This window comes from Citrobacter sp. MGH110 (assembly GCF_001037515.1).
Classification (GTDB): Bacteria; Pseudomonadota; Gammaproteobacteria; order Enterobacterales; family Enterobacteriaceae; genus Citrobacter; species Citrobacter portucalensis.
Map to the genome: position 1 here is coordinate 141,030 of NZ_KQ089831.1, position 21,496 is coordinate 162,525.

Annotated in this window: 18 protein-coding genes; 7 read left to right on the top strand and 11 right to left on the bottom strand. The window is 50.9% G+C overall.

From position 1 onward, the window contains the following. Nucleotide 1: 1 nt before the first annotated feature. The 10 genes from SK38_RS16835 to tctD form a co-directional block, all read right to left on the bottom strand. A complete protein-coding gene (locus SK38_RS16835; protein WP_008785585.1) occupies nucleotides 2-1,213 on the bottom strand; it encodes a glycosyltransferase family 4 protein in 1,212 nt (403 codons plus the stop codon). A 14-nt stretch (nucleotides 1,214-1,227) separates the two neighbouring features. After that, entirely contained in the window at nucleotides 1,228-2,217 is a 990-nt protein-coding gene (locus tag SK38_RS16840; protein WP_008785586.1) for a glycosyltransferase family 2 protein, read from the bottom strand. Between the two features lie 4 nt (nucleotides 2,218-2,221). Next, complete coding sequence (locus SK38_RS16845; RefSeq protein WP_008785587.1) at nucleotides 2,222-3,592, bottom strand: hypothetical protein; 1,371 nt, start codon at nucleotides 3,590-3,592, stop codon at nucleotides 2,222-2,224. Further along, a complete protein-coding gene (locus SK38_RS16850) occupies nucleotides 3,589-4,800 on the bottom strand; it encodes a lipopolysaccharide biosynthesis protein (protein ID WP_048236613.1) in 1,212 nt (403 codons plus the stop codon). Before SK38_RS16850 ends, SK38_RS16845 begins: the two co-directional genes overlap by 4 nt. Beyond that, entirely contained in the window at nucleotides 4,797-6,926 is a 2,130-nt protein-coding gene (locus SK38_RS16855) for a GumC family protein (protein ID WP_048236614.1), read from the bottom strand. The genes SK38_RS16850 and SK38_RS16855 overlap by 4 nt, the downstream gene beginning before the upstream one ends. A 2-nt stretch (nucleotides 6,927-6,928) precedes the next feature. Further along, nucleotides 6,929-7,486: a polysaccharide biosynthesis/export family protein gene (locus SK38_RS16860; RefSeq protein ID WP_003826038.1), complete on the bottom strand. Its 558-nt coding sequence runs from the start codon at nucleotides 7,484-7,486 to the stop codon at nucleotides 6,929-6,931. Between the two features lies 1 nt (nucleotide 7,487). Further along, entirely contained in the window at nucleotides 7,488-8,774 is a 1,287-nt protein-coding gene (locus SK38_RS16865; RefSeq protein WP_048236616.1) for an outer membrane beta-barrel protein, read from the bottom strand. Next, the gene (locus SK38_RS16870) at nucleotides 8,764-10,179 is read right to left on the bottom strand and encodes an undecaprenyl-phosphate glucose phosphotransferase (protein WP_008785590.1); all 1,416 of its coding nucleotides are present in this window, start codon (nucleotides 10,177-10,179) and stop codon (nucleotides 8,764-8,766) included. Before SK38_RS16870 ends, SK38_RS16865 begins: the two co-directional genes overlap by 11 nt. A gap of 455 nt (nucleotides 10,180-10,634) precedes the next feature. Then, nucleotides 10,635-12,047: a sensor histidine kinase gene (locus tag SK38_RS16875; RefSeq protein WP_032944678.1), complete on the bottom strand. Its 1,413-nt coding sequence runs from the start codon at nucleotides 12,045-12,047 to the stop codon at nucleotides 10,635-10,637. Further along, nucleotides 12,034-12,708, bottom strand: coding sequence for a transcriptional regulator TctD (tctD, locus tag SK38_RS16880; protein WP_003826032.1), 675 nt, complete (start codon nucleotides 12,706-12,708; stop codon nucleotides 12,034-12,036). Before tctD ends, SK38_RS16875 begins: the two co-directional genes overlap by 14 nt. A gap of 153 nt (nucleotides 12,709-12,861) precedes the next feature. Here tctD and SK38_RS16885 point away from each other — a divergent pair, with 153 nt between their 5' ends. From SK38_RS16885 to SK38_RS16895, 3 genes are read left to right on the top strand one after another with little or no spacing between them, the layout of a single operon-like run. Then, nucleotides 12,862-13,839: a Bug family tripartite tricarboxylate transporter substrate binding protein gene (locus SK38_RS16885; protein ID WP_008785593.1), complete on the top strand. Its 978-nt coding sequence runs from the start codon at nucleotides 12,862-12,864 to the stop codon at nucleotides 13,837-13,839. A gap of 14 nt (nucleotides 13,840-13,853) precedes the next feature. Continuing rightward, nucleotides 13,854-14,288 (top strand): tripartite tricarboxylate transporter TctB family protein, encoded by a 435-nt coding sequence (locus SK38_RS16890; protein WP_008321484.1) that lies wholly within the window; start codon nucleotides 13,854-13,856, stop codon nucleotides 14,286-14,288. A 10-nt stretch (nucleotides 14,289-14,298) separates the two neighbouring features. Further along, nucleotides 14,299-15,813: a tripartite tricarboxylate transporter permease gene (locus SK38_RS16895; protein WP_003826025.1), complete on the top strand. Its 1,515-nt coding sequence runs from the start codon at nucleotides 14,299-14,301 to the stop codon at nucleotides 15,811-15,813. A 91-nt stretch (nucleotides 15,814-15,904) separates the two neighbouring features. On the opposite strand, the gene SK38_RS16900 is transcribed toward SK38_RS16895, so the two are convergent. Next, nucleotides 15,905-16,801: a LysR family transcriptional regulator gene (locus SK38_RS16900; RefSeq protein WP_032944682.1), complete on the bottom strand. Its 897-nt coding sequence runs from the start codon at nucleotides 16,799-16,801 to the stop codon at nucleotides 15,905-15,907. Between the two features lie 98 nt (nucleotides 16,802-16,899). Here SK38_RS16900 and SK38_RS16905 point away from each other — a divergent pair, with 98 nt between their 5' ends. From SK38_RS16905 to gabD, 4 genes are all read left to right on the top strand, one after another. Further along, nucleotides 16,900-17,502, top strand: coding sequence for a short chain dehydrogenase (locus tag SK38_RS16905; protein WP_008785596.1), 603 nt, complete (start codon nucleotides 16,900-16,902; stop codon nucleotides 17,500-17,502). A gap of 248 nt (nucleotides 17,503-17,750) precedes the next feature. Beyond that, nucleotides 17,751-18,728 carry a glutarate dioxygenase GlaH gene (glaH, locus tag SK38_RS16910; RefSeq protein ID WP_003826020.1) on the top strand — a complete coding sequence of 326 codons (978 nt, stop codon included), beginning with the start codon at nucleotides 17,751-17,753 and terminating at the stop codon, nucleotides 18,726-18,728. Between the two features lie 17 nt (nucleotides 18,729-18,745). After that, nucleotides 18,746-20,014, top strand: a complete 1,269-nt coding sequence (gene lhgO / locus SK38_RS16915; protein ID WP_048236618.1) for an L-2-hydroxyglutarate oxidase — start codon at nucleotides 18,746-18,748, stop codon at nucleotides 20,012-20,014. A gap of 23 nt (nucleotides 20,015-20,037) precedes the next feature. Continuing rightward, nucleotides 20,038-21,486 (top strand): NADP-dependent succinate-semialdehyde dehydrogenase, encoded by a 1,449-nt coding sequence (gene gabD, locus SK38_RS16920; RefSeq protein WP_048236619.1) that lies wholly within the window; start codon nucleotides 20,038-20,040, stop codon nucleotides 21,484-21,486. Nucleotides 21,487-21,496: the final 10 nt, after the last annotated feature.

Consider the following 21,496-nt stretch of genomic DNA (forward strand, 5'->3'; position numbering starts at 1 on the left):
ACTATGGCCTGCTCAGCAGTTCTTTATACAGCGCCTGTAGGGTATCCATATGTTTACTCAGCGCATATTTTTCACTCAACCGTGCACGTCCATGTAAACCCATATTCCTCGCCTTCTCAGGCGAGTCGGCCAGAGCGTCCATCGCATTGGCTAACTCATGCACATTACCCGGTTCGAATAAAATCCCTTCGATACCGTCACGAATTTGTTCCGGTATACCGCCGATGCGCGACCCGATAACCGGCTTGCCTAAGGACATCGCCTCTAATATCGCCATTGAACAGTTTTCATAGCATTCTGAAGGCAGGATCACCGCTCGCGCATGCTTAATAAGCTTATCGAGCGCTTCCCCTTGTTGCACATAACCTAAAAACTCAACATCAGGGTATTTGGCGGCTAATTCATCATGCAACGGACCGTGCCCTACAACTTTCAGCGGCGCTTTGTTCTGCATTTTTTTATGCGCTGCCAACAACGTTGCCACGCCCTTTTCACGGCTCAGACGGCCAAAGTACAGCATATAGCCCTCATCGCTCACTTCAGCCAGGGGACGGCTGTCATCAACACCATTGACGATGACATCAATGCGCGAATTTGGCAGCGTGCGCAGCAAGACACCGCGTAAAAAAACGCTTGGTGAAACAATCACATCCAGTGCCTGATAGTTTTGTGCAATGTACTGCCAGGTTGCCTCCAAAGAGAGCAGAAGACTTTTTGAGGCTGAACCTTCCTGACAACGATACCTGAAGGCATTGAAAACCGTTCCGGTAATACAAGAATCACACACTTTGCCGTCGCGCAGCATGGAATACGCGGGGCACACAATCTTATAGTCATGCGCAGTCAGCACCGTTTTGCAGCCAAAATTGCGCGCAACTTTAATCAACGCCGGTGTTAACTGATGGTAGATGTTGTGAAAGTGGACGATATCCGGGCGCTCTTTTTCTAATAGCGCCAGCATTTTTTTACAGGCCTGCGAATTATGAATAAAGTTAACCGCCGTTTTGATACCACCCAGCAGATTGCTCGCTTTGTGGTAGTCCACATTACTGACGAAATAATCCGTATAGTCCGAGGGGAAATTATTCTCATGCTGCATAGAGAAATCAATAACCTGCACTCCGGCCTGTTTCAGCATATCGCGCTCTTGAAAATAAACCGTTTCTGCGCCGCCTTTGATGAAAAAAAACTTGTTAACCAATAATACTTTCATGGCGCCTGCCCCGGTTATTCATGAATGATTTTACTGTTAGGCGGAGTCAGCGGATCGCGTACCGGATAAAAAATACCTTTGATCAGCCCCGCTGAGCGTACGATTAAATTAATAACGCTTTGCAGCCCATCTGTTAACGAGCGGTTTTGCACAATCTTCAACAAAGCAAACGCCAGTAATGGTAGAAGCGCAACGGCAAACACATTGATATTTAAACTGAGCATCGCCACAAATAAGAGAATAAGGTAGAGCGCAAATACCGCCTCATTCTTCACGATGTTGAATGACTGGGAAAACCAGGGCTTCCCCCAACTACAACGCAAAAGTTCACCCGGTGCCTGGTAATAACCGCTGGTCCAGCGCCGCGCCAGCATCTTAAACGTCGGCAGCGTATGTGACGTATGGCTGAAGTAAGGAATATCCAGACGCCGCAGTTTATAGCCTGCTTCGATTAAACGCAGGCCCAGTTCAGCCTCTTCATACGCGTGCAAATTACGGTTAGTCAGATAACCAATTTTTTCAATTGCCGACCGACGATACAGCCCACCGCCACCCAGATGATCGCTATCCCCGAGTGGATAGATTTTATTAATGCGTTGCTTACGCGATTTAAATTCATAGTTTACGGCATCATCCATTTCAACGGTTCCCGCAACGCCTGCATATTCTGGTTCGGCCTGCAAAAACGCGACGGCCTGATCCACAAAGCCCTCCTCCAGCTCCATATCGCCGTCCATCAACAACAGATATTCCCCTTCACTATACAGATAACCTAACTGGTGCCCGACGCCACAGCAGCGATCGCCAGGGTCAGTTAAGGACACTACGGTCACCCCTTTATCGATCGCAAGCTGTTGGGTGTTATCCGTTGACAGACTATCTGCCACAATAATTTTGTGTGGATAATCAATAAGCTGCTTACGGATACTGTCAATCGTCTTCTCAATACATTTAGATTCATTGAGTGTTTTAATACTCACTGAAATAAACGGTTTTTGGTCCATACAATTACCCTACACAGCGAAGGACGGTTCGACGAATCACTAAACTTGATCCTAGTGATAAATAGAACAGGAATTGTAACATCGGTGTAATCATCAGTATCTGGCTGTAAGGTAAGCTAATTAAGCAACTGATAGCAAAAGCGTTAAACGCCGGTGCAAAGCTCAATAACTGGAGATCCTGCTGGTCCAGTTGTTCAAGCGTCAGTAATGGCTTTGGCTGACAAACTTTCAGGATATAAATGAATAAGCTAATAAAGAGTAACGTGCCGATCACCCCAACTTCCCACAGCAGCATACTCAGGGAAGTCGAGTCGAGAATTAAGTTGTAGATAATATTCAAAAAGCCCGGCGACACCGTACTACCACTGTTAGTTGCATTGAGTCCGTAGCCAAATAACGTTCCTGAAAGCCCCCACAGATCGTTATTTTTCAACCAGAACAGGAACGTCGTAAAGCGCCCTAATTCACCGGTAGACATAATATAGTTCGGATCAAAGATATAGCTTAAGGAGTCGATAAAAATACTTAACGAGCTTTTCGACGGATCGCCGCCGAACGCCGTAGAATAATAGTACGCGAGGATCACAATCGACAGGCTAATAAGCAACAGCATTCCCGCCACAATAACCAACAACGTCTTCAGATTGACCTTACTAACGTCTTTGACGTAGCTCGGTGAAAGCCACACCCACGCCAGGAATATAGGCGATAGCAGGATGACAAACTTCACTTCACCAATGATGCATAACCCGATACCGAGAACAATATGCAGCGCCATGGACTTGAACGTGGTGAGCCCATGCTTATATTCGGAGACTTTTAACAACATAATTAACAGGCAAAACAAACCCATTGCGGCAGTATTCCCGCCTCCCATAGGGTCACCGCCAAACGTGCCAACCACGGAGTCCCATTTCTCATCTTCGCCGCGCACCGCAACACGCTGGGGAACGACCAGTAAAACCTGATAAATCATTACCGGAATCTGCGCGTAAAACACCCAATACAGATAGCGCGTTGCGCGGTAAATCTGTGATTCCCGGCAAAAGCCCAGCAGCAAACAGATCATCACCAGCGACAGCGCAATTTCGTTTTTAAATGCCACAATCGCGACGGTGATACCGCCCTGAATCAGCGTCGATGCTCCAGCCAGCACCAGAAACGAAAAGTACAACGCCAGGACAATCGTCTCCTGGGCATCGAGATGTAAGGAGCCATCACGCGTCTGCATCACCAATAATCCCACCATCAACAGGGTCAGGAAAAAAGGTATCCACAGCACTGACTGCATGCCGGTAAAGTATTGCACCAGGCCACACAGGATCAGCGTGACAAAGGTATAAACCTGTAAATAGTATCCGGTATTCAGCGTCATAGTATCACCGGCTTGTCTTTCAGGAGATTGGCTCGCTTATTCATTTTCAGATAAATGAAGGCGTAGCGAATAAATGTCAGTGAAGAAAACAAGATGACCGACGTTGCATAATCTTTATAAAAATAGGGCGTCACAACAAAAGCGAAGAGTACAATCGCCAGCTGTTCCAGTTGGATACGCAGAAAATAGCGATGGGAACCAAAAATAAGCTCTATCACCGTCAGAGGGCTTATCGCCAGCGCCGGGAATAAATAGGGCAACATGTAGCGTGACGTCTCAATGGAGTTTATCCAGTCTTCGCTAAAGCCGAGGCGCATCACAATCGGATAGAAAATAAAAACCCCAAGGGTACAGATAACCCCTAGTACCAGCAATAGCATACGTACCCTGGTATACTCCTGATAGTTAAAGGTATTATTTCTGAAGTCGATAGACCATTTGGAAAAAATAGTATTGCGCACCGCATTCCCGATGATCACCACCGGCGCCAGGCAAAAGCGGCTAACCACGGAAAAATAACCCGCCGTCAGCGCCGAGAACCAAAAGTTAATCAGCATAATAGGCAAATTGCTGCTGGCCATCGCCAGCACTTCCGCGCTGCCCACTTTGGTAATGTGATGAATATTCTGTTTGAAAAAATGCCAATTACTGGTGGGCCGCAGATGTCTGGCCGCCACCGAACGAATATCAAACGAATGCAAAATACAGCTTATGGTCAGCACCATCGTCGTGCAGGCCCACGACCAATAAAATAGTTGTACATGGTGCGTAACCAGAACCGAAAGTAATACCACCACAGAGACAGAAATACGCTGGAAAATCAGAAAACGAAAGTTGGCCGTGCGTAGCGACAGGTTTTCCGAGATTAAAACCCACGCCGTTGCCAGCGTCAGCAAATAGAGAAACAGAATGTTCTGGTGAAACAGCCACGCGGTCAGCACAGCATACGGTAAGGCAATGATCGTGCTTTGGATCAGGCAAAACACAACATTCTGCACCAGTTCGTCATCCTGCTGTTTAGGAATTAACAGCTGTGATGCAAAGGTACACACCTGAGCGCCCACCACGGCGATGCTGTAGTTGAGCGCATAAAGTCCCACTTCAGCCATATCGTACTTGTGTGAAATCAACCAAATAGACAGTGCACCAATCAACTGCGAGATGACTGATGAACCGGCTATCGTGGAAGCGCTCTTCAGTAGACTCATACGCGGCCTGGCGTTGCCATCAGTTGATCGGTACTGAAGTTCAGTGAACGCAGACCCTCTTGCGTCTCAAGATCCTTTTCTTCAACTGCATTGAGCACCGCACCAATCACCACGCCGTTATTTTCCTCGATCTTATCCAGCGCGTTGGCGATTTGTCCCGCGGACCCCGCCCCGGCTTTCACAATGAAAACAACGCCATCGACGGCACGTTTGATCAGTTGAACATCCTGGCTCTGATTCACGGCAGCAACATCAATAATGATGCGCTGATAATGCGATTTCAACTCGCGCATTAAGAGTTCAACATGCTCCGACGACAGCATCAGTAAAGATGAGATGGTGTTCTTGCCGTGTGGAATAAAGTCGAGGTTATCACTGAGTTTGATCCTCGCCTGTTCAAGCTCTGTCTCCCCGCGCAGCAGTTCCGCTAAGCCTGCGGATGTAGCTGACGCCAGCTCGGATGTGAGCCCACCAGTGTTAAAGAAATCTGCATCAATAAGCAGTGTTTTCTGGTCGAAACTAAAAGAGTTCGCTAACAGATTCGCCAACAAAGAACGCCCATCGCCGTGCTCCGTCGACGCCATAGCGAGCGTCTGTAAAGGTCGATTATCCAGCATAATCCGGGTACGGATACCGTGCACAATATCGGCATTAAGCGGGTTCTTCATGATCATGTCTCGCACCTGTGCGCGCCCTGAGGTTCCGCTAAAACGACGAATTTCACCCAACGGAACAACATTGAGCCGTTTTTTCATGCGACTGAGGGTACCGATTGAGTTATCCATTGCCGCTTTGACAATGAAATACATGATGCTGAACACCACCACCAGCATGACCACCATCAGCAACAATAAAGATTTATTCGGTTTCGCCGGTTTTAACGCGGGTACCGCAGGGTCGTATAACACCGCATCGGCATTCACGCCGGACAGCGACAACTCCTGAGTACGTTGATAAAGCGATTTATACAGGTCTTCCATTTTATCTAACGACAGCTTTTGACTGTTCCAGGCATCCCGTTTTGACGCCATTTTCTGGAAGATCTCTTTCTGCTCAATCACTTGCTGTTGATAGTTTTTTTCGTCCGCCAGCGCCGCCAGATATTGCTGACGTAAACCGACTTTCAGCTCGCCCAATACCCGCCCGGTCTGGCTTTGGATCGACTGAACATCGGCTTCTGCTTTTAAAATGGCGGGATTTTTTGGCCCATAGACTTTACGCTGTTCGGACAACGTTCGTTGCGCCTGAATCAACGCGATGCGCAAATCCTGGATCTGAGCGTGGTTAGAGACCGAAGGCAGCGAGATAACGCTCTCAAGGGACTTACCTCCCCCGTTCACCTCGTTATAGACGGATTCAGCGGCAACCCGACGCTGGGTCGCATCGGCCAGGCGATTAGTTACGATACTTAACTGCTCGGTTTCAAAACCATCGATACCGCGGAAGGTCAGCAGCCCGGAATTTTTCAGATAGCTGTCCATCTCGTCTTTTTGCTTAGCTATCGACTTCTGAATCTCTTCCATTTTTTCAAAATTCAGTTCGCGAGCTTTCTCCACCTTCAGACGTTTCTGCTCCACCGTATAGTTGATGAAAGCCTGCGCGACGCCGTTGGCAATATCAGCCGCAACCTGAGGCGAAGTTGATTCATAGGTAATGGAAGCCAGGTTCGTCGTGCGAATACCGATGACATTCAGGTTTTTCGATAACGTTTTCAGCGCTTGCTCCATTCTCAGTTGCCGACTTTCATTGCTATCAGCCCCCTGAGCACCGGCTTTTTCCCCGGTAAACTCCGGGTTTTCATCCAGCTTCATATCACGTACGGCTTGCTCCAGCACAATACGTGAATGCATCAACGCATATTGTGTTTCGTAGTAACCACTGCGTGTTGAATCGAAACCATCAACCTGTGGAAACGGAGAAACGTTATCAGCCTGCGCCTTAATCAGCACCGTCGCCGTTGAAACATACTTTGAGGACATCATGCTGATTAACGGATACGCGACGACCCCGGCAACGATACCGGCCAGCGCGATTTTCCAGGCGTTCTTTTTCAGCTCTTTGGCAAAGCGGGAGAATTCGACACTGCTTTCTCGTTTTTTGCCGTTTTCCACTATTGATAGTTTCATCGTCAGAAGAACCCCATGCCAATAATCACGACATCCCCAGGATGAACAGAGTGCGTTAAATCGACATTCTCAAGCAGCTGATTGCTCCCTGACAGGCGAATGTTGATATCTTTTCGGTCAGCACGATCTGTAAATCCACCCGCCTGCGCAATAGATTTCTCGACGGTAAGCCCTGGCTCATAAGCGAAGCCATTTGGACTTTTTACCTCACCTGAAACATAGTATTTGCGGAACTCGGCAATACTTACCGTCACCATTGGAGATGTAAAATAATCTCCGGTCAGGCGTTGAGTTAATTCTTTAGTCACTTGATCAACGGTTTTATCTTGTAATTTAAGAGCACCAACAAACGGGAAATTAATTTCCCCGCTCTTATCCAAAATAAACCGCATCGTCATATCGGGTTGACCATGAACAGCGATATTGACCGTATCCCCCGCCCCAAGCCGGTAATCCTGCTGAACAGTAGCAGGATCGTCCATTAATCGCGGGCTGGACGCTGTGCATCCGACCAACAGGATACTGAATAGCAAAACCGCGCACAGTTCTATTATTTTCATTTTAGATCTGAACCTTAGCTTTAAGCATAATCATAGAATTATCATAACCCAACGTTCTAATGACTTCCTGATTGTCGTTGGGACCGATATAAAACGAGTCAGTATCCTTATTCGAATTTAATGTATCTATCTGATATTTAATCTCAAAATTAACCGACGGTGTGTAGTCATAGCTCATGGTGACGCTAAACACGCCATCTTTATCATGCCGATCCTTGTTCTGTTTTTTATAGTCTTCCGAAGTGAATGAGTAGTCCAATAAAGTAGAAAAACGAGTACCTAACCAGAAATGCTGGTAAGAAAGGCCATACTGGGTCACTAAAATATATCCCCCAACTTCCGATGGGTCTTTAATGCTTTGCGCAGAGTGGGCCGTGAAAACAGACTGCTGTAACGGCTTCCACTCCGCTTTTATGTCCCAGTTTAGACCATTAAAATCATGCGAGTTTGCGTTGTTTTCAAATGTTTTATAAAGCCATGAAATATTCATGTCGACATTGGTTTTCCCCGTCAACTGCGACTTCAGGCCATACAGCAAATAATACTCATTAGTGTCTTTTTCTGAGTTGTTATCATAACGACGCTGGTTAGTAATAAAGCTATAGCGAAAGCGCGTTCTGGATGAGTATTGGTCAAAAACTTCCGCTATCAGGCTATTTTCATGCCATTCCTGTTCCTGAATATAATTGTAGAAGTCTTCACTACTGTCCTGAACATCAGAAGTGTTACCGAAAGTCAGTTTTTTGTATAACAACGCCAGTTCCGCTTTGCCGCGACCATCAGGCGCACCGTAGCTGTAGCGCAATTCACTATTGATAAAATTCGTCGTCAGCGGAGATATAATCCCGTACTGTTCAAACTGGCTCGGTAAAAAACCCTCAGTGATACCACGGCCGCGGGATTCATGCCCAAGCGAATCCTCCAGATTGAGGGTTAAGCCATGCTTGAGCCCATACCGCCAGGCACCGTTAAAACGAAAAAAATGATCGTTGTAGTTATCAGCAGAATCGCTTGAGTAGTTACGATAATCCCCGGAGTACATCAGCAAATACTTATCCTGACCACGCTCTCCAATCATACTCAGAACGGGCGCCGCACTCTGAAACGAGGAACCGATAGCATCGCTGCTATGTGGCTGATAAGACACGTTATCATTATAACCATAGTCCACAGCGACCTTGCCCTGGAAGTCTATCCCCGCAAAGCCAATGTGTGATTTCGGTGTTAAATCAGCCCATGCGGACTGCGATATCACGATTCCGGTAATAACGAGTAATTTAGTATGCATTCTTACCGACAAATCCTTTGAAAATAGTTTTAATAATAATTTTTATATCCAGCCATAACGACCAGTTTTGAATGTACTCAATATCGTACTGAACCCTTTTTTCCATCTTATAAAGCGCATCGATCTCCCCGCGGAATCCGTTGATCTGCGCAAGCCCAGTGATCCCTGGCTTAACTTTATGGCGAATCATGTAATTTTCGACCTGTTTGCGGTACTGCTCATTATGCGTAACCGCATGAGGTCTGGGACCGACAATCGACATACTTCCCTGTAAAACGTTAATAAATTGAGGAAGTTCATCCAGCGAAGTGCGGCGCAAAAAGCTCCCGAATTTGGTTACCCGCGGATCGTTTTTAGTGGCCTGAATAACCGTATCGGAATTCTCCATGACGCGCATAGAACGAAACTTCCAGACCTTAATTTTTTGCCCACTCAAGCCATAGCGGTCCTGTTTGAAAAAAACCGGCCCACGGGACGTGAGTTTGATACCAATGGCAATCGCCAGCATCAGAGAGGAAATCATCACCATAATGATGCTGCCAAGAACCAAATCTTCCGCCCGCTTAATAAACGAGCCCGCCCCCTCAAAAGGTGAACTAAAGATACCGATAGTTTGCAGATTGTGGATGGAGCGTAACTTGGACATGTTGTTACTGTAGGTATAAAAGTCAGGGACAATATAGGTATCTACGGTGGTGTCTGACATCATGGCCAAAAAGTGACGAATGCGATGTAAAGCAACCATCGGTAAAGCAATATAGATTTCGTCTATGTTTCCCTTCTTGGCTTCCTCGACCAGATTGATCACCGGACCACGAAAGGGGCTTTTAACCTTATCAACGACATCGCCACAGCGAGATAAGGCGCGCTCATCATAAAAGGCCAGATCTAATGTGATATTGGCGTATTCATTCATTAGCGCGGTTTCTGCGGCCAGACCATTGTCGGTCAGACCAATAATCGCCACGCGTATACTCTTTTTCGTTGAATACTTAAAAATAAAAAAACGAATGTAGTAAAGAAAAGGTAATGGAATGAAGTACCAGTAAATAATAGCTGAATAAAAAGGGGAAGGCAGTCTGTCTAAGTAGCCCAGTGACTCAGGTTCAGCCACCGTCATACTGACCAGTTCGTTAAAAAAAATCGCCAGCAGCGTACAAAAAACCAAGCGCTTTTGATTACGTAAACCGATCGTCTTAATCTTTTGCTGGTACATTTTAATGTATTCAGCAAACAGCAAGAAAAAGATTGAGAAGAGAAGACTCAAAATGGCAATGGTGTTAAAGGGCACCAAACCCAGCAGATGGGCGCTAAAAATTAACGTCACATTGATAACAATGAAATCGACCAGTTTTAAAAAGACTGGATATCCTTGGCTGCTAATCTTTAGCGATTTTTTAAGCATATCTCAGCCCATTATTTATTGATCTTTAATTGTTTTTTTCTCATTTCATGTTGCTAATTATATCACAAGTCTAAAAAACGCAATGGTACATTGTCAGTAAATGTAAAAAATAATACTCATTACTGTGACAACACTCCCCAGTGAAATCGTATCTATATGATTTTAATGCAGATGACATCAATAGAAGTTTTATCTACCTCAGCAAAAAAGATAACCTTTAACAACATTTTCGCTATTGACAGATAACATCTCATGGTCTATGAAAAAGTGTTTTATGTATGATAAATTGCACAAAAGTATTGTTTCAGTGACGTTGAATCACCTTAGAGTTGCTGTTTAATACCGTAATTAAAATAAAAAACAGCTGCCTTACGACAACATTTCAAATGATATTAATAATACAATTAATTACTTTTTATTATAATTAAACAACAAATATCATCGCCATGAATACCTCATACGGTAACGCTTAAAAAGCGTACCCGAACCCTCAGCCCACCTAATGTCTCACTACGCGTTAGCTGAGGATGCGTGCGATGCAGACGAGCAATATCATTGACCAGCGCCAGGCCGATTCCGGCGCCTGGGACATTGCCAACGTTATCAAGACGATGAAACGGTAGCAGAGCCTGATGAACCATCTGCTCATCTATGCCCGGCCCGCTATCTTCGACTACCAGCACCACGGCCTCTCCTTCTCGTTGCAGCCGGGCGGTCACCATCCCCTGCGACGGCGTGTATTTCAGTGCGTTATCCAGCAGATTCCCACACAGTTCACCGAGCAGCACTTCATCTCCCTCGACCCACACCGCGTCCTGTTCCCCTTCATAGCCCAGATCGATCCCTTTACTACGCGACTGCGCCAGTCGGGTAAAACAGCTGGTTTGCACCACCTCATACAGATTAACCGGCGAGAAATGCCTTTCCCCCTGCTCTTTGCGCTTCACCGCAGACAGCTGCAACAGCCTCTCCGTCAGTTGAATGGTATTATCGAGCGTGCTACTCATGGCTTGTAAACTCTCATACCATTGCCGCGGTTCGGCGCTGGCGAGAGCCACCGATGCCTGAGTTTTCAGTACCGCCAACGGCGTTTTGAGCTGATGGGAAGCATCCGCGCTGAAGCGCTCCTGGCGAGAGATCAGACCGCGAAGTCGGTCCAGATAACGGTTGAATGCCACAATCAGCAGACGGGTTTCCGACCACGGCAGCAGCTCCGGCAGCGGCGTCAGCAGGCCTGGCTCACGACGCACCATCAGCGATGACAGCTGGCGCATCGGGCGTAGCACCCGGCGCAGCAGCCAGCCAACCAGCACCAGAGTCAGTAACACCAGCAGTCCTTGCGAAACCCACGAGGAAAACAGCAGTTGTCGCGCCAGATAACGCCGCGATTGCAGCGTTTCGGCAACATAAATCTCCGCCATGCCGACAATGCCGCCTTCGTTGACGGGCTGCAGCAGACGCGCCACGCGGATTGCCTCACCGCGATATTCGGTGTGATAAAACCATGCCAGCGCCGGGTAAAGACGCGTGCGCGAGGTAGCAGGCGGCATCGCCGGTAAATCGTCATAACCCGAGATAACCTTCCCCGCCGGATCAACCACTTTGTAATACAGTCGGTCGTTCATATTCAGTTCAAAGCTGTCCAGCACCACCCATGGTACGTTCACTTCCAGCTGTTTATTGCGCACCACCAGCCGCTCGGAGACGGTCCTGGCGGATGAGAGTAGTGTCCGGTCATACGCCTGGGTCGCCGCCTGTAGCGCACTGACATAGCTGTTGAATGCCGACAGGCCCCACAGCAACATTAGCGGCAGGCCCAGAAACATCAGCAGTTGCAGGTACAACGATTGGGGTTTAACCCACTTCATCGCTACGCTCCAGCACATAGCCCAGACCACGCAGCGTAGCAATACGCACATCGCTTCCCTGTAGCTTTTTACGTAAGCGATGGATATACAGCTCAATGCTTTCAGGACTAACCTCATCACTCAGGCTGAAGACCTGCTCAAACAACTGCTGACGTGAAACCGGCCGTAACCGACGGTACATCAGCACCGTCAACAGCGCCTGTTCACGTGGCGTGAGCGCCAACGGCTGCCCCTGCAACAGAAAATAGCCTTCATCGTGAAACGCCAGCTCCCCCAGTTGCTGTATGCCTTGCACCTGTCCCGCACTGCGACGCAGCAAGGCCCGCAGTCGGGCATCCAGTTCCTCGATTTCAAACGGCTTTGCCAGATAATCATCGGCTCCGACGTTCAACCCTTTCACCCTATCGGCCACCGCGCTACGCGCCGTCAGCAGCAGGACAGGAAGCGTCTGCCCGCGCTTGCGCAGCCGCTGAACGACTTCCAGGCCATCCAGCCCCGGCATATTGATGTCCAGCACCGCCAGCGCATACGTTTCGCTATGTAAAAGATGGTCGGCTGCCAGGCCATCAAACACGCAGTCAACGGCAAAACCGTTTTGCACTAGCGCTTTCTCCAGCCAGTGAGCTAACTCACGGTTATCTTCCGCTAATAAGAGACGCATATCACATCCTGTAAAGTTTCTGCCGCATTGAAAGGGAATTGAAAGGTTAATGTTTTAACAATCACGCAACCGAACTGCTACACATCGGCTCACATAATCACAAAAATCTTCTTCCGTACCTGAAAATCCGGTTTTCCGGTGTGAGGATAAACAATGAAAAAACAGTTATTTCGTACCCTTACTGCAAGCATTTTACTGATGAGTACCTCTGTACTGGCAGAACAAGCGCCGTCGCGCACTGAATGTATCGCCCCTGCTAAACCCGGCGGTGGTTTCGATCTCACCTGTAAGCTGATTCAGGTGAGTTTGATGGAAACCGGCGCTATCGAAAAACCGATGCGCGTGACCTACATGCCCGGCGGCGTTGGCGCTGTGGCCTATAACGCGATTGTTGCCCAACGCCCGGCTGAAGCAGGCACCGTGGTGGCCTTCTCCGGCGGCTCCTTGCTGAATCTGTCACAGGGCAAGTTTGGTCGCTACGGCGTGGATGATGTCCGCTGGCTGGCCAGTGTGGGTACCGATTACGGCATGATTGCCGTACGTCAGGACGCGCCATGGAAGACGCTGAAAGATCTGCTGACAGCCATGGAAAAAGATCCCAACAGCGTGGTCATTGGTGCTGGCGCCTCTATCGGTAGCCAGGACTGGATGAAGTCGGCGTTGCTGGCGCAAAAAGCCAATGTCGATCCGCACAAGATGCGCTACGTGGCCTTTGAAGGCGGTGGCGAACCGGTTACCGCATTGATGGGAAATCACGTACAGGTGGTTTCCGGCGATCTCAGTGAGATGGTGCCTTACCTCAGCGGCGACAAAATCCGCGTGCTCGCAGTGTTCTCTGATGAACGCCTGCCGGGCCAGTTAGCCAACGTACCAACCGCTAAAGAGCAGGGTTATGACCTCGTGTGGCCTATCATTCGTGGCTTCTACGTTGGGCCAAAAGTCAGCGACGCCGAGTATCAGTGGTGGGTTGATGCCTTTAACAAACTCCAGCAGACCGATGAGTTTAAAAAGCAGCGCGATCTGCGCGGTCTGTTTGAGTTCAACATGAGCGGTAAACAGCTCGACGACTACGTGAAAAAGCAGGTCACGGATTATCGTGAGCAGGCGAAAGCCTTCGGTCTGGCGAAGTAAACGCAGAGGCAAAGATGATGAGCGATCGTATTTTCGCAGGTATCTGGCTGTTGCTCTGCATAGCCGGGCTGTTCGTGGCCTGGCAAATCAGCAGCGAATACAGCTATGAACCCGTAGGGCCGCGTCCCTTCCCGCTTGGCATTATCAGTCTGATGCTGGTCTGCGCCGTGGCGCTGCTGTTGCGCCATCCGGACACCATCAGTTGGCCCCGTCGCCACGTGCTGCAAAAGCTGCTGACGATGGTCATTGTTCTGTTGATGTACGCCTGGGGTTTTGAGTGGCTCGGTTTTCCCATCGCCACCGCCATTCTCACCGTGGTGATTGGCATGCTGTTCGGCGCAACCATCCCGGCTGCGGGTATTTCCGGCGCGGTGCTCGGCATTCTGCTGTGGTATGCCTTTGACCGACTGCTTGACGTCACCTTACCACTCGGCGCCTGGCTGGGTTAACGGAGAAACGATGGATACCTGGATTTATCTTTCTCAGGGTTTCGCGGTGGCAATGACGCCGGAAAACCTGGTCATCGCCTTGATAGGCTGTTTTGTCGGCACCATTGTGGGTTTGTTGCCTGGCCTTGGGCCGATCAACGGCGTGGCGATTCTGCTGCCGTTGGCCTTTGCGCTGCATCTGCCCGCAGAATCCGCGCTGATCCTGCTGGCTACAGTCTACATAGGCTGTGAATATGGCGGGCGCATCTCCTCCATTCTGCTGAATGTTCCTGGCGATGCGGCGGCGATTATGACCGCGCTGGATGGTTACCCGATGGCGCAGCAAGGACGCGGCGGCGTGGCGCTCTCTATCTCGGCGGTCAGCTCTTTCTTTGGTTCGCTTATCGCCATCGGGGGCATCATTCTGTTTGCCCCGGCGTTAGCCCAATGGTCGCTGGCCTTCGGTCCGGCGGAATACTTTGCCTTAATGGTTTTCGCCATTGCCTGTCTCGGCAGCATGATGGCGCAAAATCCGCTGAAATCATTTCTGGCAGCGCTTATCGGTCTCGGACTTGCGACCGTCGGCGTAGACGCCAACACCGGGGTTTATCGCTTTACTTTTGACAGTGTCCATCTCTCCGACGGTGTGCAGTTTATCGTGGTGGTGATTGGGCTGTTCTCTGTCTCTGAAATACTGTTAATGCTGGAACATACCAGCAGTGGCCAGACGCTGGTGCGTAAAACGGGCCGCATGTTGTTCAACGCCAAAGAAGGTGCACAGTGCGTAGGGGCCACCCTGCGTTCATCAGTGATTGGCTTTTTCGTCGGCGTTCTGCCTGGCGCTGGCGCCACCATTGCCAGTGCCATCACCTACATGACCGAGAAAAAGCTCAGCGGCAACAGCGACAGCTTTGGCAAGGGGGATATTCGTGGCGTAGCGGCGCCAGAAGCCGCCAATAACGCCTCGGCTTGTGGCTCTTTTATTCCGATGCTGACGCTCGGCGTGCCGGGCTCCGGTACCACGGCGGTGATGATGGGCGCGCTGACGCTGTACAACATCACCCCGGGGCCAGCCATGTTTACCGAGCAGCCGGATATCGTTTGGGGACTGATTGCAGCGCTGCTGATTGCTAACGTAATGCTGCTGGTGATGAACATTCCGCTGATCGGTCTGTTTACCCGCATGCTGACCATCCCGCTGTGGTTTTTGGTACCGGCTATCGCGGCAGTTTCCGCGGTTGGCGTGTACGCCGTTCACAGCACCACCTTCGATTTGGTATTGATGGTCGCCCTTGGCGTGCTGGGCTACATCCTGCGTAAAATGCACTTCCCAATGTCGCCATTGATTCTGGGCTTCGTTCTCGGGGAAATGCTGGAGCAGAACCTGCGCCGGGCGTTGTCTATCAGTAACGGCAGTATGGATATTCTGTGGGCCAGCGGCGTGGCGAAAGTGCTGCTGGTGATGGCGGTACTGGTTATCGTGGTCCCGCCGGTGCTGCGCATGATCCGTAAACGCAACAGCAAACCGCAGGTGGATATCGGTTAATAATATGCCGGATGGCGGCGCTATTGCGCCCTATCCGGCCTACAATTTGGCTCGGTTGTAGGCCGGATAAGTGCAACGCCATCCGGCATTTTTATTTTCCGCGCAGCCCCTGCGTTCCTTCCAGCACATGTTCAACAAACCGTGTCAGCTTAGGCAACGGACGCAAATCCTGTCGCCACAGCAAATGAATTGGCCGCGGCTGCGGCGTAAACCCTTCCAGGATCCGAATCAATTTCCCCGTAGCCAGTTCTTGCGCCAGCAGCACCTCAGGTTGCAATAACAGCCCAGCCCCCGCTACTGCCGCCATACGCAGGCCATGACCATCGTTACAGCGCAGGATCGCATCGCGCTTCCATCTGACCTCCCCCGTCACGCCAGGCAGTATCCACTCGTTGCGAGCCGTCCACACGGTATGAGACAGGCACAGATGATCCACCAGATCCGCGGGCGTCCGGGGGGTGCCATGGCGAGCAAGATAATCTGGCGAAGCACAAATTGCCATACGGTAGGGACACAGGTATTTCGCCACCACGTCAGTCTGATGGATATCGCCAATGCGGATCGCCAAATCAACACCTTCATTCACCAGATCAACCATCCGGTTGGTGAGATCCAGTTCAATACGCACCTCTGGCCAGGTCTGTAAAAACGCAGCGGCCAGCGGCGAGATCACGCAAGCGCCAAAAGAAGTGGGCGCGCTAATGCGCAGCGTCCCCGCAGGTGCCAGCCGCAGACGCTCTACCGAACGTTCGGCTATCGATACCTGCTCCAGCACGCGACGGGCTTCTTCAAAATAGACGCGTCCGGCATCGGTCAGACTCTGGCGGCGCGTATTGCGCTCCAGCAAACGCGTGCCGAGCTGCGCTTCCAGTTGGGTGATATATTTTCCCACCATCACCGCAGACATCTCGAGCCTCGTCGCCGCAGAAGTAAAGCTCCCACTCTCCACCACGGCGACAAACGTTTCCATGCCGCGCAGTTTATCCATATTACAAACCCCTGGTTAGTAATCATCTAACTTTTAGCCAGTTTATCTGATTTCATTTTCATTAAAGAATAGCGGCTCACACTATTGTGGAGGTGGTTATGAAAATCGTCATTATTGGTGCCAGTGGTACAGTGGGTCGCGCAGTTACGCAAGCATTGAGCCGTAAACATGAGGTGGTCCGCGTGGGTCGCACTCAGGGTGATTACCAGGTCGATATCACCTCGCAGGAGAGTGTCGAGGCCTTGTTTGAAAAAGTCGGTCGGGTAGATGCGATCGTTTCCGCCACCGGTAATCTGTTCTTTGGGCCGCTGTCGACAATGACCGACCAGGACTTTAATCAGGGGCTTCAGGATAAGCTATTAGGCCAGATACGCCTGGCATTAACCGGGCAGCATTTCCTGAATGATGGCGGATCGATAACGTTAATTAGCGGCATTATCGCCCACGAGCCCATCGCCCAGGGGACAAACGCCGCAACGATCAATGCCGGGCTGGAAGGATTTGTTCGCGCCGCGGCCTGTGAACTGGGCCATGGTCAACGCATTAACCTGATAAGTCCGACCGTGCTGAGTGAGTCCGCCGAAGCTTACGACAGTTTCTTCCCGGGCTTTGAAAGCGTGCCTGCCACCACCGTCGCCAACGCCTACCGCCGCAGTGTGGAAGGCATCCAAACCGGGCGTATTTATAAAGTCGGTTACTGACTTTGCCGCTGCCGTTGACACATCACCCACGGCAGCGTGATTAACCCACTGTTTTAAAATACTTTATCTTTTTCCTCGCATTAACCCACACCCTTCACAATGTTAAATATTTGTTGCTTTTGATCACAAATAATAAACAAACAAGCTCATTCTGTGCGCGTTTTTCAAAAATGTAGATATTTTTAATTTATGGCTACGAAACGAGCTGCGCCATATCTCCCTGACAATCTACTGAGAGGAACGATTTGATGAACGCACTGACTGCCGTAAAACCGAACGCTGAAGATCCAGCCCAGCACTACAGCGGTTTCACGCTGAAACCGTCAGCCCAATCCCCACGCCTGCTGGAGCTGACTTTTTCTGCTGAGACCACTGAGCAATTTCTGCAGGCCGTCGCGCAGTGGCCGGTTCAGGCGCTGGAATACAAATCCTTCTTGCGCTTCAAAGTGGGCAAGATCCTCGACGACCTGTGCGGCAATCAGTTACAGCCCCTGCTGCTGAAAACCCTGCTCGATCGTGCCGAAGGCGCACTGCTAATCAATGCCGTTGGCGTAGACGACGTGGCGCAGGCGGAAGAGATGGTCAAGCTGGCAACGGCGGTAGCGCACCTCATCGGACGCTCTAATTTTGATGCGATGAGCGGTCAATATTACGCACGTTTTGTGGTGAAAAACGTCGATAACTCAGACAGCTATCTGCGCCAGCCTCACCGAGTAATGGAATTGCACAACGACGGAACCTACCTCGAAGAAATCACCGATTACGTGCTGATGATGAAGATCGACGAGCAGAACATGACCGGCGGTAACTCGCTGCTGCTGCACCTCGACGACTGGGAGCATCTGGAGCAGTACTTTACCCATCCTCTGGCACGTCGCGCCATGCGCTTTGCCGCACCGCCAAGCAAAAACGTCAGTCAGGAAGTGTTCCATCCGGTATTTGACGTTGACCAGCAGGGCCGCCCGGTAATGCGCTACATCGACCAGTTCGTCCAGCCAAAAGACTATGAAGAAGGCGTCTGGCTGAGTGACCTGTCCGATGCGCTGGAAACCAGCAAGAGCATTATTTCCGTTCCGGTTTCAGTGGGTAAATTCCTGCTGATCAACAACCTGTTCTGGCTGCACGGGCGCGATCGCTTCACTTCGCATCCGGACTTGCGCCGCGAACTGATGCGCCAGCGTGGTTATTTTGCGTACGCGACCAACCACTACCAGACCCATCAGTAAGCGCGAAGGAAAAGCGGATGTATGATTTTGTGATTATTGGCGGCGGCATTATCGGCATGTCGACCGCCATGCAACTGATTGATGTCTATCCGGACGCCAAAATCGCGCTACTGGAAAAAGAGTCCGGCCCGGCCTGCCACCAGACGGGCCACAACAGCGGCGTCATTCATGCCGGGGTCTATTACACCCCCGGCAGCCTGAAGGCACAGTTTTGCCTGGCCGGAAATCGCGCCACAAAAGCCTTTTGCGACCAAAACGGCATCCGCTACGACGTCTGCGGAAAAATGCTGGTTGCCACCTCCGCTCTGGAAATGGAGCGCATGCGCGCGCTTTGGGATCGCACCGCCGCTAACGGTCTGGAGCGCGAATGGCTGAATGCGCAGGAACTTCGCGAGCGTGAACCCAATATCACCGGACTGGGCGGCATTTTTGTCCCGTCGAGCGGGATTGTCAGCTACCGCGAAGTCACCGCCGCGATGGCGAAGATTTTCCAGGCCAAAGGCGGTGAAATTATTTACAACGCCGAGGTCAGCGCGCTGAAAGAGCATGCTGCGGGTGTAATTGTCCGTACCCGTCAGGGCCAGGAATATGAAGGCGCGACGCTGATTAGCTGTTCTGGCCTGATGGCGGACCGACTGGTAAAAATGCTCGGCGTTGAACCTGGCTTTATCATCTGTCCGTTCCGGGGCGAATATTTCCGCCTGGCGCCAGAACATAATCAGATAGTTAACCATTTGATCTACCCCATCCCCGACCCGGCGATGCCGTTTCTCGGCGTTCATCTGACCCGGATGATTGACGGCAGCGTCACCGTCGGCCCCAACGCGGTACTGGCATTTAAACGTGAAGGCTACCGTAAACGTGACTTCTCGCTCAGCGATACGCTGGAGATCCTCGGCTCTTCTGGTATTCGCCGCGTGCTGCAAAACAACCTGCGCTCAGGGCTTGGCGAAATGAAGAATTCGCTGTGCAAAAGCGGTTATCTGCGGCTGGTACAAAAGTACTGCCCGAGCCTGACGCTTAAGGATCTGCAGCCGTGGCCTGCGGGCGTACGGGCACAGGCGGTGTCACCTGATGGCAAGCTTATCGACGATTTTCTGTTTGTCACCACGCCACGCTCAATTCACACCTGTAACGCCCCTTCTCCGGCAGCAACGTCGGCAATCCCTATCGGCACACATATTGTCAGCAAAGTTCATGCGCTGCTGGAGAACCAGAGTAACCCCGGACGCACGCTGCGTGCGGCACGTAGCGTGGAGACATTACACGCCGCATTTACCCGTTAAACCGATTAAGACAGGAAGCAATCATGCAACTTAACGATCCAACATTATTTCGCCAGCAGGCACTGATCGACGGCAACTGGCGTGACGCCAACAGCGGCGAGACCATCGCGGTGACCAATCCCGCCAACGGTCAGCAATTGGGTAGCGTACCTAAAATGGGGGCAGATGAAACCCGCGAAGCGATTAACGCCGCTAACCGCGCCCTGCCAGCCTGGCGTGCGCTGACCGCCAAAGAGCGAGCCAATATCCTGCGCCGCTGGTTCAACCTGATGATTGAGCATCAGGACGATCTCGCCCGCCTGATGACCCTGGAACAGGGTAAACCGCTGGCGGAGGCCAAAGGCGAAATCACCTATGCCGCCTCATTTATTGAGTGGTTTGCCGAAGAGGGCAAACGCATCTATGGCGATACGATCCCTGGCCATCAGGCTGATAAACGCCTGATCGTCATTAAGCAGCCGATCGGCGTTACCGCCGCGATTACGCCGTGGAACTTCCCCTCAGCGATGATCACCCGTAAAGCCGGTCCGGCGCTGGCAGCAGGCTGTACGATGGTGCTTAAACCCGCCAGCCAGACCCCCTACTCCGCACTGGCGCTGGCAGAACTGGCTAATCGCGCCGGGATCCCGGCTGGCGTTTTCAGCGTGGTGACTGGTTCTGCGAGCGCAGTCGGCAACGAGCTAACAGGCAACCCGCTGGTACGCAAGCTGTCATTTACCGGCTCGACCGAAATCGGCCGTCAGTTAATGCAGCAGTGCGCCAAAGACATCAAAAAGGTATCGCTGGAGCTGGGCGGCAATGCGCCATTTATCGTCTTTGACGATGCCGATCTCGATAAAGCCGTGGAAGGTGCGCTGGCATCGAAGTTCCGTAACGCCGGGCAAACCTGCGTCTGCGCCAATCGCCTGTACGTGCAGGACGGCGTGTATGAGCGTTTTGCCGAAAAACTCCAGCAGGCGGTGAGCAAGCTGCATCTCGGCGATGGTCTGCAACCTGACGTAACCACCGGGCCGCTGATCGACGAGAAAGCGATTGCCAAAGTGCAGGAACACATCGCCGACGCTCTGGATAAAGGCGCACGCATTATCGCGGGCGGTAAACCTCATGCGCTCGGCGGTAACTTCTTCCAGCCCACCATTCTGGTAGATGTGCCTGATAACGCGAAGGTCGCCAAAGAAGAAACCTTCGGCCCGCTGGCTCCGCTGTTTCGTTTTAAAGACGAAGCTGACGTCATCGCTCAGGCCAACGACACCGAGTTTGGTCTGGCCGCCTATTTCTACGCCCGTGATTTAAGCCGCGTCTTCCGCGTTGGCGAAGCGCTGGAGTACGGCATCGTCGGGATTAACACCGGCATTATCTCCAACGAAGTCGCCCCGTTTGGGGGGATAAAAGCCTCCGGTCTTGGCCGTGAAGGATCGAAATACGGCATCGAAGACTACTTAGAAATCAAATATATGTGCATCGGCCTTTAATAAAACAAAT